The sequence below is a fragment of the Mycobacteriales bacterium genome (genome assembly GCA_036497565.1).
Taxonomy (GTDB): domain Bacteria; phylum Actinomycetota; class Actinomycetes; order Mycobacteriales; family QHCD01; genus DASXJE01.
On record DASXJE010000119.1, the window covers coordinates 16,266 to 33,699 of the forward strand.

15 protein-coding genes are annotated in these 17,434 nt (G+C 67.5%); 11 read left to right on the forward strand and 4 right to left on the reverse strand.

Annotation, left to right across the window (positions count from 1 at the left end):
- The first annotated feature begins 13 nt into the window (after nucleotides 1–13).
- From VGH85_10635 to VGH85_10660, 6 genes are all read left to right on the forward strand, one after another.
- Complete coding sequence (locus VGH85_10635) at nucleotides 14–1,660, forward strand: right-handed parallel beta-helix repeat-containing protein (protein ID HEY2174254.1); 1,647 nt, start codon at nucleotides 14–16, stop codon at nucleotides 1,658–1,660.
- A 16-nt stretch (nucleotides 1,661–1,676) separates the two neighbouring features.
- Nucleotides 1,677–2,987 carry an alpha-galactosidase gene (melA, locus tag VGH85_10640; GenBank protein ID HEY2174255.1) on the forward strand — a complete coding sequence of 437 codons (1,311 nt, stop codon included), beginning with the start codon at nucleotides 1,677–1,679 and terminating at the stop codon, nucleotides 2,985–2,987.
- 145 nt (nucleotides 2,988–3,132) lie between these two features.
- Nucleotides 3,133–4,419 carry an ABC transporter substrate-binding protein gene (locus VGH85_10645; GenBank protein ID HEY2174256.1) on the forward strand — a complete coding sequence of 429 codons (1,287 nt, stop codon included), beginning with the start codon at nucleotides 3,133–3,135 and terminating at the stop codon, nucleotides 4,417–4,419.
- On the forward strand, nucleotides 4,416–5,336 hold the full coding sequence (locus VGH85_10650) for a sugar ABC transporter permease (protein ID HEY2174257.1): 921 nt from the start codon (nucleotides 4,416–4,418) through the stop codon (nucleotides 5,334–5,336). The genes VGH85_10645 and VGH85_10650 overlap by 4 nt, the downstream gene beginning before the upstream one ends.
- Nucleotides 5,333–6,247 (forward strand): carbohydrate ABC transporter permease, encoded by a 915-nt coding sequence (locus VGH85_10655; GenBank protein ID HEY2174258.1) that lies wholly within the window; start codon nucleotides 5,333–5,335, stop codon nucleotides 6,245–6,247. The genes VGH85_10650 and VGH85_10655 overlap by 4 nt, the downstream gene beginning before the upstream one ends.
- 24 nt (nucleotides 6,248–6,271) lie before the next feature.
- Complete coding sequence (locus VGH85_10660) at nucleotides 6,272–7,390, forward strand: ABC transporter ATP-binding protein (protein ID HEY2174259.1); 1,119 nt, start codon at nucleotides 6,272–6,274, stop codon at nucleotides 7,388–7,390.
- Here the strand turns inward: VGH85_10660 and VGH85_10665 are convergent.
- The 4 genes from VGH85_10665 to VGH85_10680 all read right to left on the reverse strand — a co-directional run bounded on the left by VGH85_10665 (nucleotide 7,380) and on the right by VGH85_10680 (nucleotide 12,086).
- Nucleotides 7,380–8,120, reverse strand: a complete 741-nt coding sequence (locus VGH85_10665) for a DeoR/GlpR family DNA-binding transcription regulator (GenBank protein ID HEY2174260.1) — start codon at nucleotides 8,118–8,120, stop codon at nucleotides 7,380–7,382. The two genes, VGH85_10660 and VGH85_10665, sit on opposite strands and share 11 nt — an antisense overlap.
- Before the next feature lie 98 nt (nucleotides 8,121–8,218).
- Nucleotides 8,219–9,595 (reverse strand): mannitol dehydrogenase family protein, encoded by a 1,377-nt coding sequence (locus VGH85_10670; GenBank protein ID HEY2174261.1) that lies wholly within the window; start codon nucleotides 9,593–9,595, stop codon nucleotides 8,219–8,221.
- Nucleotides 9,592–11,004, reverse strand: coding sequence for a glucuronate isomerase (gene uxaC, locus VGH85_10675; protein ID HEY2174262.1), 1,413 nt, complete (start codon nucleotides 11,002–11,004; stop codon nucleotides 9,592–9,594). Before uxaC ends, VGH85_10670 begins: the two co-directional genes overlap by 4 nt.
- Nucleotides 11,001–12,086 (reverse strand): LacI family DNA-binding transcriptional regulator, encoded by a 1,086-nt coding sequence (locus VGH85_10680; GenBank protein HEY2174263.1) that lies wholly within the window; start codon nucleotides 12,084–12,086, stop codon nucleotides 11,001–11,003. Before VGH85_10680 ends, uxaC begins: the two co-directional genes overlap by 4 nt.
- Before the next feature lie 163 nt (nucleotides 12,087–12,249).
- On the opposite strand from VGH85_10680, the gene VGH85_10685 reads away from it, so the two are divergent.
- From VGH85_10685 to VGH85_10705, 5 genes are read left to right on the forward strand one after another with little or no spacing between them, the layout of a single operon-like run.
- Nucleotides 12,250–13,593, forward strand: a complete 1,344-nt coding sequence (locus VGH85_10685) for an extracellular solute-binding protein (GenBank protein ID HEY2174264.1) — start codon at nucleotides 12,250–12,252, stop codon at nucleotides 13,591–13,593.
- A 5-nt stretch (nucleotides 13,594–13,598) separates the two neighbouring features.
- Nucleotides 13,599–14,564: a sugar ABC transporter permease gene (locus VGH85_10690; GenBank protein HEY2174265.1), complete on the forward strand. Its 966-nt coding sequence runs from the start codon at nucleotides 13,599–13,601 to the stop codon at nucleotides 14,562–14,564.
- A gap of 2 nt (nucleotides 14,565–14,566) precedes the next feature.
- Entirely contained in the window at nucleotides 14,567–15,436 is an 870-nt protein-coding gene (locus VGH85_10695; GenBank protein ID HEY2174266.1) for a carbohydrate ABC transporter permease, read from the forward strand.
- A 60-nt stretch (nucleotides 15,437–15,496) separates the two neighbouring features.
- The gene (locus tag VGH85_10700; protein ID HEY2174267.1) at nucleotides 15,497–16,324 is read left to right on the forward strand and encodes a sugar phosphate isomerase/epimerase family protein; all 828 of its coding nucleotides are present in this window, start codon (nucleotides 15,497–15,499) and stop codon (nucleotides 16,322–16,324) included.
- A gap of 23 nt (nucleotides 16,325–16,347) precedes the next feature.
- Nucleotides 16,348–17,409, forward strand: coding sequence for a Gfo/Idh/MocA family oxidoreductase (locus VGH85_10705; GenBank protein HEY2174268.1), 1,062 nt, complete (start codon nucleotides 16,348–16,350; stop codon nucleotides 17,407–17,409).
- Nucleotides 17,410–17,434 lie beyond the last annotated feature (25 nt).

Consider the following 17,434-nt stretch of genomic DNA (forward strand, 5'->3'; position numbering starts at 1 on the left):
ACCATGCTCGAGTATGAGCATTCGCGCCAAGCTCCGCACCACACCCGGCTCGATGATCTGCGGCGGACGACGGCGTCGAGTGGTGTTCACGGTGCTGCTCGCGGCGGTGACGGCTGCAGGGTTCTGTGTCCCGGTCGCCGCCGCCGGCGCGGCGGACGCTCCCAGCCATACCGTCGTGGTGGCGCCGAACGGCGATGACGGCGCCGCCGGGACGGCGTCCCATCCGGTTGCCACCGTCGCGGAGGCCCTGCACCGGCTGCCCGCGGGCGGCACGGTCCTGCTCCGGGCGGGCCACTATGCCCAGCGGATCGCACTGGGTAGCGCGGCGCATGACCTGACGATCGGGGCCTTCGGCCACGAGCACGCGATTCTGGACGGCAGTGGGATGAAGCCCCCGGCCGGTCGTTCGGCCATGGTCATGATCGACGGCAGCAGCCGGATCACCGTGTCCGGCCTCGACATCACCGGATATGACACCGTCGGACTCCAAGCGGTGCCGATCGGGATCTACGTGCACGGCGGCGCATCACACATCACGCTGTCGGGCGATCACGTCCACTCGATGGGCAATTACAACGGCACGCTCGGCAGCTTCGATCTCAACGCACACGGCATAGCCGCCTACGGAGACTCGCCGACGCATCCGATCCACGACCTGACCATCACGCGGGACGAGGTCGACCATCTCGCACTCGGCGCGAGCGAGTCGGTGGTCGTCAACGGCAATGTCGACGGCTGGCGGATCACCCACAACTCGATCCATGACAACAACAACATCGGAATCGACGCCATCGGCTTCGAGCCCACACTGACCGGCAAGTACCGCTACACCCAGGCCAACCGCGCCCGCAACGGCATCATCGCGGACAACACCGTGCGCAACATCATCTCGCGCGGAAATCCCGCGTATTACGAGGACGGCTCGTGGTGCAACTGTGCCGATGGCCTCTACATCGACGGCGGCTCGCACATCCGCGTCGAGCGTAACGTCATGTCCGGTGACGACATCGGCATCGAGGTCGCCGCTGAAAACCCCAGGGGTACCGCCGACCACGTCGTGGTCGCTGACAACTTCGTGCGGACCAGCGCGTTCACCGGGATAACCACGGGCGGCTACTGCAACGGCGCCGACGACTGTGGCGGGGTGAAGACGGGGACCTCACACGACAACACATTCGTGAACAACACGCTTTATGCCAACAACACCCTCGATGACGGCTCGCCGCAGTTCCTGATCCAGTACTACGCGTACCGGAACACCGTCGAGAACAACATCGTCTACGCGACGAACACCGACCACGTCGCGCTGGGAACCGTTCCCGGAGCGCAGCACGACGGGCTGAGCACGCGCAACCACGTCGATCACAATCTCTACTACGCGACCGGCGGCGACCCGCGGCAGGCGTCGTTCGGTTCTCTCGGACAGACCTACACCGGGTTTGCGGCCTACCGGCGAGCGACGGGGCAGGACGCCCACAGCCGATTCGTCGCGCCGCGTCTGGTGGCACCAAAGAGCGGCGATCTGCACATAAGGGCCGACTCGCCGGCGATCGACTCCGGCGTCGCTCTGCCCGCCACCCTCGTCGGCCGCCTCGACATCGATCGACAGCCACGTGTCCAGGGCGGCCGCATCGACATCGGTGCGGACGAGCGTCGATGACCAGCGAGGGATGACGATGCCGACCACGATCAGCTTTCTCGGCGCCGGAAGCGTCGTCTTCACCCGCGAACTGCTGGCCGACATCATCGGTCTGGGCGACCTCGGCGAGCTGACAATCGCACTCCACGACATCAACGTCGACCGCCTCGAGACCGCCGAGGCGATTGCGCTCAGCACGATCGAGCAGCTCGGTGGCAACGCCCGGGTGACCGCGACGACGGACCGGCGGACGGCACTCACCGGCGCCCAGTTCGTCATCAACACGATCCAGGTCGGGATGTACGACGCCACCGTCCGGGACTTCGAGGTCCCGGCCCGCTACGGCCTGCGACAGACGATCGCCGACACCGTCGGCATCGGTGGGATCTTCCGGGGCCTCCGTACCTTCGATGCCCTCGACGGGATCGCTGCCGACATGACCGAGGTCTGTCCGGACGCGTGGCTGCTCAACTACACCAACCCGATGGCGATGAACGTCGCCTACCTGTCGGCGATCGCCCCACAGCTGAAGGTGATCGGGTTGTGTCACTCGGTCTACTGGACGGTCGTCGGGCTCTGCGAGATCGTCGGCGTCCCTTACGACGAGGTGACCTATCACAGCGCCGGGGTCAACCACCAGGCCTGGTTGCTGAAGTGGGAGCACGAGGGAAAGAGCCTCTATCCGCTCCTGGACGAGGCGATCGAGCGGGACCCGGAACTCCGTCGGCGCGTACGCGTGGACATGTACAAGCGGATCGGTTACTACCCGACCGAGACCTCGGAGCACTCGTCGGAATACGTGGCCTGGTACCTGCACAACGACGCCGAGATTGCCCGGCTTCGCATTCCGGTCAGTGACTACGTCCAGATCAGCCAACAGAACCTTGCCGACTACGCGGACACCCGCCGGTTGGTCCTGGCCGGCAAGCTCCGTCCGCCGGAGCGAGACGCGACCGAATACGCGCCCCTGGTGATCCATAGCCTGCAGACCGGCACGCCCCGGGTGATCTACGGCAATGTCCCCAATCACGGCCTGATCGACAACCTCCCGGCCGACTACACCGTCGAGGTGCCCACCGACATCGGGCCCGACGGGGTCCGGCCGCGGGCGGTCGGATCTCTTCCCGTCCAGTGCGCCGCACTCAACGCTCCCTACGTCGGTACGGGAAGCCTGACCGTCGCGGCCGCGCTGCGCGGGGATCCACGCCTGGTCCGCCAGGCCGCGATGGTCGACGCCAACACCGCCGCGACGCTGTCGGTCGACCAGATCTGGGCGCTGTGCAACGAGCTCACGGCGGCACACGGCGACCTCATCCGCGAGTCTCTCCGCGAACCCGTCGTACCGTGACAATGGTGTTCAGCCGGACGCGCCGCAGAATTGCGCAGCCTCGTCCATTGAATCGTGCACGAACCTGTTCTTACCTGCACTACGGTAAGGCGTCGGATTGGTCGATCGCGGCGGCGAGTGCCGCTTCGGGTAGGAGCTATAGCTCATGAAGAAACGTCTCGGTCTATGCCTACCCGCTATTGTCGCCGCAGCAGCGCTCGCCCTGGCCGCCTGCAGCAGCGGCAGTGACAGCAGCGCGAGCGGCGGAGTCACCAAGATCGTGGTGTGGCACGGCTACATCGATGTCGAAGGCAAGGCCTTCAACTCGATGGTGAAGCAGTTCGAAAAGAGCCACCCCAACATCCAGGTCTCCAGCCTCGAGTCGACCAACGACTATGCGCTGCAGAAGGTGCTGACCGCCGTCCGCGGCGGGACGCCGCCGGACATCGCCTACATGTACGGCTCTTGGTCGCCCAACATCGCCAAGATCCCCCAGCTGGTCGACCTCTCCAGCACCGTCAAGGGAGCGGGGTGGAACTGGAACGACTTCTACCCGGGAGAACGAGCGACAGCGACGGTCGGCAGCAAGATCGTGGGTGTTCCGGCGCTGGTGGACAACCTCGCCATCGTCTACAACAAGAAGCTCTTCGCCCAGGCAGGCGTTTCTCCGCCCACCCCCAGCTGGACCTGGACCGACTTCCGCAATGCCGCGGCCAAGCTGACCGACAAGTCGAAGGGCCAGTTCGGCTGGTACTTCCCGGCGGATGCGAGCGAGGACTCGGTGTGGCACTACGAGGCCATGCTCTGGGAGGCCGGGGGAAACATCCTCAACCCGGACAACACGAAGGCGGCGTTCGACTCGCCGGAGGGCATCAAGGCCCTCACCACGTTGCAACAGATGGCTCAGGACAAGTCCGTATACATCGACACGTCCAACACCAAGGGCTCGCAACTGATGAATGCCGGCAAGATCGGCATGATGGTGACCGGGCCGTGGGACCTCAGCTCGTTGCCCAACATCTCCTACGGCGTGCAGATCATGCCGACCTATCCGGGTTCTCCGGGCGGGCATCAGACGATCTCCGGACCGGACAACTGGGTCGTGTTCAACAACGGGTCGGCGCAGACGCAAGCCGCGGAGACCTTCCTGAAGTGGCTCACCGCCCCGGCTCAGATCAAGACGTTCTCCCGGGCCACCGGTGATCTGCCGACCCGCGCCTCGGTCGGAGACGAGCCGGGATTCGTCAAGGAGCTCAACGACAACCTGCCCGGAACCGCTGCCTTCGTGGCGAATCTGGCCAACGCGAAGAAGGCCCGGCCACAGGTAACCCAGTACCCCAAGATCTCTGAGGCCCTCGGCAACGAGATCGTCGCGGTCCTCCTCGGGAAGGCCACCCCCGCGGCCGCTCTCAAGGCAGCGGCGGCAGAGACGAACCAGGCACTCACGGGATGACGGCGACGGCCCGCGCCGGTCGGGTGACTCCGCTGCGTCGGCTGGCGCGCTCCGAGTCGACGACCGGCTGGGCCTTTGCCAGCCCGGCGGTGATCGTGATCGCCATCTTCGGGCTGCTTCCGGTGCTGTGGTCGCTGAAGCTCTCCTTTCAGCATTCGGACCTGCTCACCCCCGACACGCCATGGGTGGGGGCGAAGAACTACCGCCAACTGTTCCACGACCCGCTGTTCGCCGGCGCGGTCGAGCACACGATCATCTACACAGCGCTGTTCGTGCCAGGGACGATGATCGTCGGACTGTTGATCGCCGTCGCGATGAACCGGCCGTTGCGGTTCATCTCGGTCTACCGGACCGCGGCCTACGTCACGATGGCCGTCTCGTCGATCTCCGAAGGCATCATCTTTCTCTGGCTGACCGACCCGAGCTACGGCCTGGTCAACTCGGCGCTGAACGTCGTCGGTATCAGTTCCCAGCCGTTCCTCTCCAGTCCGTCGCAGGCGCTGTACGTGATCGTGGCCATGACGATCTGGGGCTGGACCGGATTCGGGGTCGTCGTCTACCTGGCCGCGCTCCAGGGCGTACCCGCGGAACTGCAGGAAGCGGCGGCGATCGACGGCGCGAAGCCCTTCGCCATCTTCCGGACCATCACCCTCCCGCTGCTCAGCCCGGCGAGCCTCTTTTTGCTCGTCTGGCTGACGATCAACGCCCTGCAGCTCTTCGACGAGGTCTACCTGACCACCCGCGGCGGGCCGCTGCACGCCACGAACGTGATCGTCTACTACCTGTGGGACCAGGCATTCCAGCAGTTCAACGCCGGGTTCGCCGCCGCGATGGCATACGTGCTCTTCCTCATCATCGTGATCATCACAGCCATTCAGTTCCGTATCGGCAAGCGTTACGTGCACTACAGCTCATGAGCACATACACCGAGGCGGTCAGCGGGGCACCGTCCGAAGCCGCCGGCACAGCCGGACCGACGCCGCGGCGTAGGTGGCCGTTGCCGTTCAGTCCGTGGCATCTGGTCCTGATCCCGACGTCGTTCATCTTGCTGATCCCACTTCTGTGGATGCTGATCACCTCGTTCGAGACCCCGTCAGAGGCTCAGCAGTTTCCGCCGGTCTTGATCCCGTCGAAGATCCGCCCACAGAACTACGTCGACGCGTGGAATACGGCGCCCTTCGGGCACTTCTTTCTCAACAGCATCGCGGTCGCCCTGGTGGTCGTGGTGAGCAATCTGATCCTGTGCAGCTTCGCCGGATACGCCTTCGCCCGGCTGAAGTTCCTGGGCCGCGGGATCCTGTTCATCGTCGTGATGGCCACACTGATGGTGCCGTTCCAGGTGACGATGATCCCGGAGTTCCTGATCGTGAAGTGGTTCGGGGACAACATCTGGGCACAGCTCGGCATCAACCACATCGGGGCGCTGATGCTCCCCAACCTGGCGACCGCATTCGGGATCTTCTTCCTCCGGCAGTTCTTCCAGACCGTGCCGGTGGAGTTGGAGGAGGCCGCGCGGATCGACGGAACCTCCCGGGTCGGTGTGGTCTTCAAGATTCTGCTGCCGTTGTCGCTGCCGGCGTTGTCGACGTTGGCGGCCCTGACGTTCCTGACCTCCTGGAACGACTTCCTGTGGCCTCTCATCGTGATCACCGCGCAGAACAACATGACGGTGCCACTCGGCCTCACCTACTTCCAGGGCACCCACGCGACCCAGTGGACGCTGCTGATGGCCGGCAACGTGATGAGTCTCGTGCCGATGGTGCTGGTGTTCTTCGCCGCACAGCGGTATTTCGTCAGGTCGGTCGCAGCGACCGGGCTCAAAGGCTGAGGCGCGGGACGAAGGGAAGCAACAGTGGCAGAGGTGCAGTTCCGCAAGGTCACCCGGCGCTTCGGGGCCGACGTCATGGCTCTGCGCGATTTGAGCATCGACGTGAACGATGGGGAATTCCTCATCCTCGTCGGTCCGTCGGGCTGCGGGAAGAGCACCGCGCTGCGCATTCTGGCCGGACTCGACAAGCCGACGAGTGGCGAGGTCTGGATCGGGGGCCGGCAGGTGACCTCGCTCGGGCCCGGCGAACGCGATATCGCGATGGTCTTCCAGAACTACGCGCTGTATCCGCACATGAGCGTCTACAAGAACCTCGCCTACGGACTCCGTCAGCGCAAGGTTCCCAAGGCCGACATCGAGCGCCAGGTGCGGGAAACCAGCGCGATGCTCGACATCGACAAACTGCTCGACCGTAAGCCCGCTCAGCTCTCGGGTGGTCAGCGGCAGCGGGTGGCCATGGGGCGGGCGCTGGTCCGTCGACCGGTCGCATTCCTGCTCGACGAGCCACTGTCCAACCTCGACGCCAAGCTACGCACCCAGGTGCGGGGCGATCTCAAGCGACTGCACGCCGAGCTTCCGATCACCTCCATCTACGTGACCCACGACCAGGTCGAGGCGATGACGCTCGGCGATCGGATCTGCGTCATGTCTGCCGGCGAGGTTCAGCAGATCGGTACCCCCACCGAGGTCTACGACCAGCCGGCGAACACCTTCGTCGCCAGTTTCATGGGCTCGCCGCCGATGAATCTCGTCCCGGGCACCGTCGAGGCGGGCAGCGTGATGGTCGGCGGTACGGAGGTGGCCCGAACCCCGACGCACAATGGCGCGGTGACGGTGGGCATCCGGCCCGAGAGCGTCGTCCTGCAGGCGTCGGGCGGCGTACCGGCTCGGGTGATCTTCGCCGAGCCGTTGGGTAGCCATGTGCTCGTCCATGTCGAGATCCCGCCGACCGTGGCCGGAGATGGGAGCGCGCCGGCAGAGTCGCCGCCGGTTGTCGTGCAGGCGCCGCCACACATCCGCCCGGTTCCGGGCGAAGAGGTGCACCTGCAGTTCGACCTGGCTCGTACCTACCTGTTCGACGGGGAAACCGGCGCGGCACTACACCCGGACCAGCAGCCGTCCGCAGAGGCTCTCAGGCGGTAATCACCTTGACCCCGGCGGATTCGAGGTCCGCGAGGGCGGTCTCGCCGATCTCGCCGTCGGTGACGAGGTCGCTGACGGCGTCGATGCCGCAGATCCGGGCGAAGGTGACCCGGCCGATCTTGCTGGAGTCGGCGATGACCACCGAACGCCGAGCCTGGCGGATGAAGGCCGCGTCGGTATGGGCCTCCATCTCGTCGTGGGTGGTGCATCCCTCCGCGACGGTGAGCCCATCGGCCCCGACGAACGCGAGATCCAGGTGGTACTGCGCGAGCATCGTCTCGGCGGCCGGGCCGACCAGCTCGTAGGACGCGTGCCGGGCATTGCCGCCGATGACGACAAGTCGGATGTTGGGTCGCAGCACCAATTCGGCGGCGATGTTCAAGGCGTTGGTCACGACCGTGATGCCGACCCGATCGGCAAGTGCCCGGGCGACCTCGGTGCCGGTGGTGCCCCCTGTCATGCCAACGACGGCGCCGTCCTCGACGAGCTTTGCGGCCATCATTCCGATCTGGCGCTTCTCGGGCTGACGCCGCGCTGCCTTGTACCGAATCGGCAGTTCGAGGCCGACGCTGTTGGCGATCGCCCCGCCGTGGGTGCGGACCAGGAGGCCCTGCTCGTGCAGGGCGTGCAGGTCGCGTCGGATCGTGGCCCCGGAGACGCCGAGCTCGTCCGCGAGCTGGGCGACGTCGACGCTGCCGTGCTCGGCGATGTAATCAAGAACTGCGCTCATTCGCTCTGCCCGCATGCAGAACATCCTAGCTGGGGATGCGCAGGTTTGTTCGATTCGCACACAGACCGAACATCCCGCGATCGGCCTCGGCGCGGCGCTCAGTCCGCCCGGAGACCGTCGGCTGCGGCGACTATCGCGTCGACCAGCTTCTCGTCGTCGACCAAAGCCGGCGCCACCTCGCCGAGTACGACGCGGGTCGCCTCCGGCAGCGGCCCGGCCACCCGGGGCACCAGATCGTCGGCCCGTGGATCGCGGACCTCGCCGGTCCGCAGGTGGATCAGCCAGCCGGCCAGCGCCTGCACCGCGGCGGCGGGCAGCCGGCCGGCTGCGCGTTCGCGCTCCAGCACCGGCACCACCCGGAACGGCAGTTTCTGCGAGCCGTCACCGGCGATCTGCCGGAGGTTGTGCTCGATCCGCGGATTCTCGAACCGGTCGACCAGCGCCGCCCGGTAGGCCGCCACCTCGTCCGCGGCCAAGGGAAGGAGCGCGCCCGCGGTGTCCCACCACTGCTCGATCCAGTCCCGGCAGACGGGGTCGGCCATCGCAACGGCGACGGTACGGTGACCCCGCGCGAGGCCGTCGTAGGCCAGCAGGGAGTGCGCGCCGTTGAGCAGCCAGAGTTTGCGGAGCTCGAACGGCGTGACGTCGTCGACGATCCGTGCGCCGACCGTCTCCCACGCCGGCCGCCGGTCGGGAAGGCCGCCGCTCTCGACCACCCATTCGGCGAACGGCTCGGTGACGACCGGCGTGTGGTCGTCCAGGCCGATCAGGCCGGACACCGTGTCCCGATCGGCGTCGGTGGTGGCCGGCGTGATCCGGTCCACCATGGTCGAGACGAAACCGACCTGCTCGTCGATCCAGTCCCGAAGGTCCGGGTCCACGGCGCCGGCGAGGTCGAGCACCACGCGGCGGGTCGCCGGGCCGTTGTCGGAAAGGTTGTCGCACGGCACGATCGCGACCGGGCCGGCGTCGGCGTCGCGACGACCGGCTAAGGCCGCGACGAGCCGCCCCGGCACGGTGACCGGGATGCCACCCGACGTACGCAGGGCCGCGATGTCCGCGGTCACCTCGGGATCGTCGCGATCGATTCCTCCGTCGGGGGAGCGGCGGTATCCGGCCTCGGTCACCGTGAGGGTGACGATCGTGACCGCCGGATCGCGCAGGTGGCGACACAACGCCTCGACATCCGCGCCGTCGTAGGCCGCCGAGATGCTCGTGATGATCTCGGCCTGATCGCCTTCGCGACCGCGCACCAGAAGCGTGTAAAGGCCGTCCTGATCGCCGAGCACCGTCGCGGCATCGGGTCGGCGGCCGGTGAACGCGGCGATCCCCACCGCCTGCCCGGACTCGCTGTTGGCGAGGTGGGTGTACCAGGCCTGGTGCGCCCGGTGGAACGCGCCGAGTCCTATGTGGACGACGCCGATCGGTGCGGCCGCGCCGACCTCGGCGCTCGAGCGGGTGAGGCGTGCGGTCACAGGCGGAAGACCTCCGTCGGGATCGGGCCGGTCAGATCACGCGCGACCTCCGCCGCCTCGTCCTCGGCGAGCCGATGCTCGACGACGAGGCGGGCGAGGTAGCCGGCGTCGACCCGCCGCGCGGTGTCGTGCCGCACCGGGATCGAGCAGAACGCCCGGGTGTCGTCGACGAAGCCCGAGGTGCGGTAGAAGCCGACCGTGTCGGTGACCGCCTCGCGGAATCGGCGCAGTGCGTCCGGGGTGTCGGTGAACCACCAGGGCGCACCGACGTAGACCGACGGGTAGAAGCCTGCCAGTGGGGCGATTTCGCGCGCCCAGACATCCTCATCGGTGGTGAACAGCACGATCCGGAACCGGGGGTGGTTGCCGTAGCGCTCGAGCAGTGGCCGCAGCGCCCGGGTGTATTCTGCCGCAGCGGGAATGTCGTGCCCGGTGTCGGGACCGAACCGCTCGTAGGTCGCAGTGTCGTAGTTGCGCAGCACCGACGGATGCAGCTGCATGACGAGCCCGTCGTCGCTGGACATCCGGGCCATCTCGCTGAGCATGTGCCGGCGGAAGGCGGTGCAGTCGGCCGGAGACGCCCCGCCGATGAGCGCGTCGGCGTATATGCGCCGGGCGTCGGCGACGTCGAGCGGCTCGCTGCCCGCGTCGGCCGGCCCCTGGTCGGTCGCTGTCGCACCGTGTTCGATGAAGTAGGCGCGGCGATGCTCGAGCGCCGTGATGTAGCCGTCGTACCCGTCGACGTCGACGTCGGCGGCCTGCCCCAACGCGGTGACCCGCGCGGGCCAGTCGCGGCGTCCCGGGTCGACGTAGGAGTCGGGCCTGAACGTCGGCACCACGCGACCGGTGCCCAGGTCGCCCTTCGCCAGCAGCCGATGGTCGTCCAGCGGGCTGCACGGATCATCGGTGGTAGCTAGGGCGGCGATCCGGAACCGGCGGAAGAGCGCACGCGGGCGGAACTCCGGCTGGGAGAGCTTGTCCTGCAGTTCGTCGTAGAGCTGGTCAGCGCTTTCCGGCGACGGCTGCGTGGTCAAGCCGAAGACGTCCGCGAGCTCACCCTCCAGCCAGTAGCGCGATGGGGTGGCCCGAAATGCCGGCCAGTGGCGGCAGAAGGCCCGCCAGACGTCGCGCGGAGCGGCGGTGGTCGTCCCGTCCCGTGTCGCTACGCCGAGGTCCTCGAGCGGGACGCCGAGGGAGTGCAGCAGCCGGGTGACGTAGTGGTCCGGCGTGACGAACAGGGTTGCCGGATCGGGGAACGGCTCGTCGTTGGCGAGGATCCCGGCGTCGACGTGCCCGTGTGGGGAGACGATCGGCAGCTCGGCGACCTGCTGGTAGAGGCGTCGGGCGACCTCGCGGATCGACGGCTCGGCGGGCAGGAGTCGGTCGGGATGCGGCTCGAGGCGGGTCATCGGTTTCCTCTCGCGGACGGGGTGGCCGGGTGCGTGGCCGCCGCGGACGGGGATCGGCGTTCGGTGGGACAGGTACCGGTGGAGGCTCGTACCCGTAACTGGGTCGGCAACACGACCGGCCGCGGTGCGGGATCATTCTCCCCCCGAGGGGTGAGCAGCAGATCGACGGCCGCCCGTCCCGCCGATTCGATGTCGGCGGCGAGGGTGGTGAGCGGTGGATGACAGAAGTCGGCGCCGAAGATGTCGTCGCAGCCCATCACGCTCATGTCGTCCGGTACGACGACCCCCCTGCCCAGGAGTCGGCGCATGGTGCCGATCGCCAGCAGGTCGTTGAAGGCGACGACGGCCGTCACCCCGGACACCAGCGCGGCATCTGCGGCGGCCGCCCCGGACTCGACCGTCGGCGCGAACGGTCCGAGCCGCACCACGTCGAGCCCGAGCGTGCGGGCGGCCGCGTGCAGCGCGCGCCAGCGGCTGCGGTCCGACCACGACGTCGGCGGCCCGGACAGATAGGCGACCCGGCGATGGCCGAGGGACGCCAGATGCTCGCCGGCCTGGCGCATGCCCTGCCGGTTGTCGACCACGACACACGGCGCCTCGGAAATCGTCCGGTTGATCACCACCAGCGAGCGGTCCGTGGCGAGGGCGCGGAGCCGGGCGTCGGGCAGCCGGGACGAGGCCAGGATGAAGCCGTCCACCCCCCGGGCCAGCCGCTCGAGGTGTTTCCACTCGACGTCCGGAGACTCGCGCGTGTCGGCGAGAACCAACGTGTAGCCGGCCGCATCGGCCTGTCGTCCGGCCCCGCGGATCAGGCCGAAGAAGAAGGGGTTGGTGATGTCCGGGACGAGCAGCGCCAGAGTCAGCGTCTTCCCCCGCGGCAGAGCGCGGGCGATCGGATTGGGCCGGTAATCGAGCTCGGCCGACACGGCGAGGACGTGGTCGAGGGTGTCGGCCCTGAGCCGGTCGGGCTGGGAGAAGGCCCGCGAGACGGTCGAGGCAGCCACACCCGCAGCCCGCGCGACGTCATGGATCGTCGCGCGCTTGCCGCGGGCGGGTGTGCGTGCGGCCCCGGACGGTGCCATGGCTCCCCTCTCGGCAGGCATCATCTCGTCGGACGAGGCCAGTCTGCCATCTCTGCAAATTTGTGCAACCGGTTGCCAGTCGCGAGATCGATGCCTATCGTCGTCACGATTCCGCGAGCCGACGCGGCTGGAACGGGTCGACCGAGACCGCAGGGAGGGACACATGGCTCGACGAACGCGAATGCTTGCGGCGGGCATGGGGCTCCTCCTCGGGGCCATTCTTCCGTCCGCCTGCTTCCGGTCGAACACGGACCCGCACTCGATCGACGTCCTGGTCGGCGAAAACCCGCAGTACGCCTCGGCACAGAAGGCCTGGTTCGCCCGGATCCAGCGGGAGTTCAAGGCGCAGACCGGCGCGAGCGTGCACTTCGAGACCTACACCGACCTCTCGGAGGAGCAGACGAAGCTCGAGACCTCGGCGGTGACCAGCACCGGTCCGGACGTCTACCTGCTCGGCACCACGTTCACCCCGGTGGCCTTCTCGACCAAGTCTTTCATGCAGCTGAGCGAGGCCGACTGGAAGAAAATCGGCGGTCGCCAGCGGTTCTTCCAGCCCCAACTGGCCATGTCGGGACCCGATCGGGCGCACCAGATCGGGGTACCGATGAGCATGCGGCCGTTCGGAATGGTCTACAACACGGAGCTCTTCAAGAAGGCCGGCATCGCCGGACCGCCGAAGACGTGGAACGAGTTCGTCGCCGACGCGAAGAAGCTCACCGATCCGTCGAAGAAGGTCTACGGCGCGGCGATCGACTACGCCGACGACGCCGATCCGTGGAAGTACATCTGGACCCAGGTGCGCCAGTCCGGTGGCGACCTGGTGAGTCGCGACCAGCGGAAGTCACTGCTCGCGAGTCCTCAGGTGAAGAAGGCGTTCTCGTTCTACTTCGGTCTGCTCACGAAGGACAAGGTGACCGATCCGAAGTCGATCGGATGGAAGGCCACCGACGCCTTGGCCGCCTTCGCGAGCGGCAAGGCCGCGATGCTGCCGATGGTGACGCCCTCGTCGGCCCCGACGCTGCTGAAGTCGCCGGTCAAGGGCAAGTACGCCCTCGCGACGATGCCCCTGGTCCCGTACGGCTATTCGTCCCGGCCGGCCGGGGGAGTGGGTGCGGGCTCGATCGTCTCGGGGGACAACATGGCGGTCGCGGACTACTCGGAGCACAAGGCGCTCGCCCTGAAATACATCGCGCTCGTGACGAGCAAGCGCGAACAGGCCCACTACTCGAAGGTGTTCGGTGACCTGCCGAGCAACCAGCAGGCCGCCGCGGAGGTCGCTGCCAAGAATTCCCAGACCCAGCAGTGGATCAAGGCAGAACGTGTGGCGCTGCCGACGGCGTACACCGGGGCCTGGAGCAACGTGCAGCTCGCGCTCGGGAACGTCGTCGCGCAGAGCCTCGACCCGCTCTCGCACGGCTCGTTCTCCGACTCCGACGTGACGAAGCTGCTGAACGCCGGTAACGCCACCGTGCAGAGCTCGCTGAACCGCGCCAACAGGGACCGGTGAGGAGCATGAGCGACGCAGCGACCAGGACCAGACCGACGACAGCCGGGCGGGTCGGCAGTGACGGACCCGGCGGCACGTCCCGGCGGGGTCGCCGCCGCATCCGGGAGCACCGCCCGCTGTGGCTGATGCTGCCGGCGGGGCTCCTCCTGCTGGTCATCATCATCGTGCCGTTCGCGATCGCGATCTGGATCAGCGGGCTCGATCTGGACGCATACTCCCTGCGGCATTGGGTGAGCGCGCCGTTCATCGGGTTGTCCAACTACTCCGAGGCACTCCGAGCCTCGGGCCTGCTGCACTCCCTGTGGCTCAGCGTCGCGTTCGCCGTGTTGACGACGGTGATCATCACACCCGTCGGCGTGATGGGCGCTCTGACGGTGCACCAGAAGTTCCGGGGCCGCTCGATCATCCGGTCGATCTACCTGCTGCCCTACGTCATCCCGTCCTTCGTGACGGCGCTGGTGTGGCGGCTCGTGCTCCGACCCGACGGCGCGCTCAACAGCGCCCTGAAGCACGTCGGGATCAACGGTGGCAACTGGCTGATCGGCGGTCGGAGCTTCTGGTCGCTGATCCTGGTCGACGTCTGGGCATCATGGGCGTTCGTCTACCTGATGTCGCTCGCCGGGCTGCAGACGATCGACCCGCAGCTCTACGAAGCTGCCGACCTCGACGGCACCGGCTGGTGGCAGAAGATCTGGCACGTCGTCCTCCCGCAGATGCGTGGCCCGCTCACGCTCGCGTTGCTGTTGTCGACGCTCAACCACTTCAACAACTTCACGCTGCCGTTCGTGCTATTCGGGATCCCCGCGCCGGACGCAGTCAACGTCCTGCCGATCAACATCTATACGACGTCGTTCCAGGTCTTCCGGTTCGGGTTGGGTGCGGCCATGTCGATCATGGCGCTCGTGATCCTGGTGATCCCGGCGGTGCTCTACCTGCGTGCCGTGCGGCTCGACCCGTCCCCGGAGGCATGATCATGGCGACCATCCGCAGAGACTCCGGACAGCTGCTGCCGCGCGGGCTGCGGGTGCCGATGACGGTCGTACTGTGCGTCTTCGCGCTGGCGCCGATCGCCTACATGGTGATCATGTCTCTCGCGCCGGACGTCGAGGTCGCCAGCGGCCGGCTCTTCCCGCAGCACTTCGCGTTCGGGAACTACGTGCACCTGTGGACGACCGTGCCGCTCGCGCGCGGACTGGTGAACAGCCTCGCGACCTCGCTCGGCGCGGCCGCGCTGTCCACCGTCGTCGCCGTCGGTGCCGCCTACTGCCTGACCCGCTTCACCTTCATCGGCCGGCGTACGTTCCTGCGCGGCATGCTCGGCCTGCAGACCATCCCGAGCGCACTCATCCTGCTCCCGCTGTTCGTCACCTTCGCCTCGGCCAAGGCATATCTGAACCTGACGATCGTGGGGACGCGCAGCGGGCTGTTGATCACATACCTGACGTTTGCGCTGCCCTTCGCGATCTGGCTGATGGTGACCTACCTGCGCAGCATCCCCGAGGTGCTCGAGGAGGCTGCTCTCGTGGACGGGCTGACCCGGGTCGGGGCGCTGTGGCGGGTGATCCTCCCGCTGTCGCTGCCCGGAATCGTCGTCAGTACGATCTTTTCGTTCCTGCTGGGCTGGAACGACGTGCTCTTCGCGAGCATCCTCACCCGGCCGGACACGCGCACCGCGGCAATCGATCTCCAGGTGTTCGCGCAGGCGCAGGAAGGTGGTCCGTTGCCGCTCTACGGCCAGCTGCTCGGCGCGTCGGTGATCTGCGCGGTACCCGTGGTCCTCCTGTACATGTTCTTCCAGCGGTATCTCGTCGGCGGGCTTGCATCCGGCGGTGTCAAGGGATAGGGCAAGGAACGACAGAAAAGCCAAAAGCTCTCACCATCGACCGAAGGAGTCACCAGTCCAATGTGGACACTCTCGGGATTTGCCGACGAGATCTCACCTGACCTCGAGGAGCAGTGCTCGGTACTCGACGAGCTGGGCATCCGGTTCATCGAATTCCGCAGCGCCTGGGGCACCAATGTGCTCGACCTGGACGACGGACAGCTCGAGCAGGTGCGCAAGACCCTCGACCAGCACGGCATCGCCACCTCGTCGGTGGGTTCGCCCATCGGCAAGGTGAAGGTCGACGACGACTTCGACGAGCATCTCCGCCGGTTCGACCGGTCGCTGGAGGTCGCGCAGCGGCTCGAGGCGCCCTACATCCGGCTGTTCTCCTTCTTCATCCCCAAGGGCGACGACCCGGCCGCGCACCGCGACGAGGTGCTCCGCCGGATGAGCGCGCTCGCGGCGAGGGCCGAGGGCCACGACGTGACCCTGCTGCACGAGAACGAGAAGGAGATCTACGGCGACCTGCCGGGCCGCTGCCTCGACATCGTCGAGTCGGTCGGTTCTCCGAAGCTGAAGCTGGCCTGGGATGCGGCCAACTTCGTGCAGTGCGGCGTACGGCCGTTCACCGAGGCCTACGCGTCGCTGCGGCCGCACCTGGATTACGTGCAGATCAAGGACGCCGTCCTCGCCGACTCCCACGTCGTTCCGGCCGGTGAGGGCGACGGCCAGCTGCCGGAGACGATCAGCGCGCTCAAGGCCGACGGCTTCGACGGATTCTTCTCGATGGAGCCGCACCTCGCCCACGCCGGCCGTAGCGGCGGATTCAGCGGTGCCGACCTGTTCAAGAAGGCGACCGACGCCTTCACCGGCCTGCTGCGCGCGCAGGGCATCGACTACCACTGACTTCATCGAGAGGAAGTTTCGCCATGCGATTCGCCGTCATTGGTTGTGGCGTGATCGGAAAGCATCACGCGCGCACCATTGCGGGACTGGCCGAGGCCGAACTGGCCGCGGTGGTCGACGTCATTCCGGAGCGGGCCGACGAGCTCGGTGCGAAGCACGGAGTGCCGGCCCTGTACAGCGTCGAGGAGGCGCTGCAACGCTCGGACATCGATGCGGTGGCCGTCTGCACCCCGAGTGGTAACCACGCCGGCCCGGCCGTCGACGCGCTCCGAGCGGGCAAGCACGTGGTGATCGAGAAGCCGCTCGACGTCACGCCGGATGCGGTGGCCGCGGTCGCCAAGGAGGCCGCGGTGGCCGGCCGCGTGGTGACGGTGATCAGCCAGCACCGGTTCGACGCCGCGGCCCAGATCGCCCACGCTGCGGTGCAGGACGGCAAGTTCGGAGTGCTGACGTCGGGCAGCGCCGACATCGCCTGGTGGCGGAGCCAGGGCTACTACGACTCCGGCGACTGGCGGGGCACCTGGGCGCTGGACGGCGGCGGCGTGCTGATGAACCAGGGCATCCACTCGATCGACATCCTCGTCTGGCTGCTCGGTCAGCCGACGGAGGTGTTCGCGTGGACCGGAACCCTTGCTCACGAGCGGATCGAGGTCGAGGACACCGCGGTCGCCACCATCCGGTTCAGCTCCGGGGCGCTGGGTGTCATCCGCGGGACGACAGCCGCCTACCCGGGACTGACCGCGCGCATCCAGGTGCACGGTGACCACGGGTCGGCGGTGATCGACGACGACCAGCTGGCCTACTTCCATGCCAGTGACGGTTCGACCGACGCTCCGGCCTACGGCGGCGGCGCGGGTGACAACCAGGCGGCGCAGGTGCTCCCGACCCAGGCCGGAGGCACCGCGGGCGGCGACCCGTCCGCGCTGTCGGACGCCCACACCACCCAGTACCGGGACTTCCTGTCCGCGATCGCGGACGGCCGTCAGCCGCTCGTGACGATCGAGGAGAACACCCGCACCCTCGAGGTCATCTGGGCGATCTACGAGTCGGCCAAGCTCGGCCGGCCGGTGGCCGTCGGAACCTGAGGCGCGACCCCCGCCGCGGCGACCT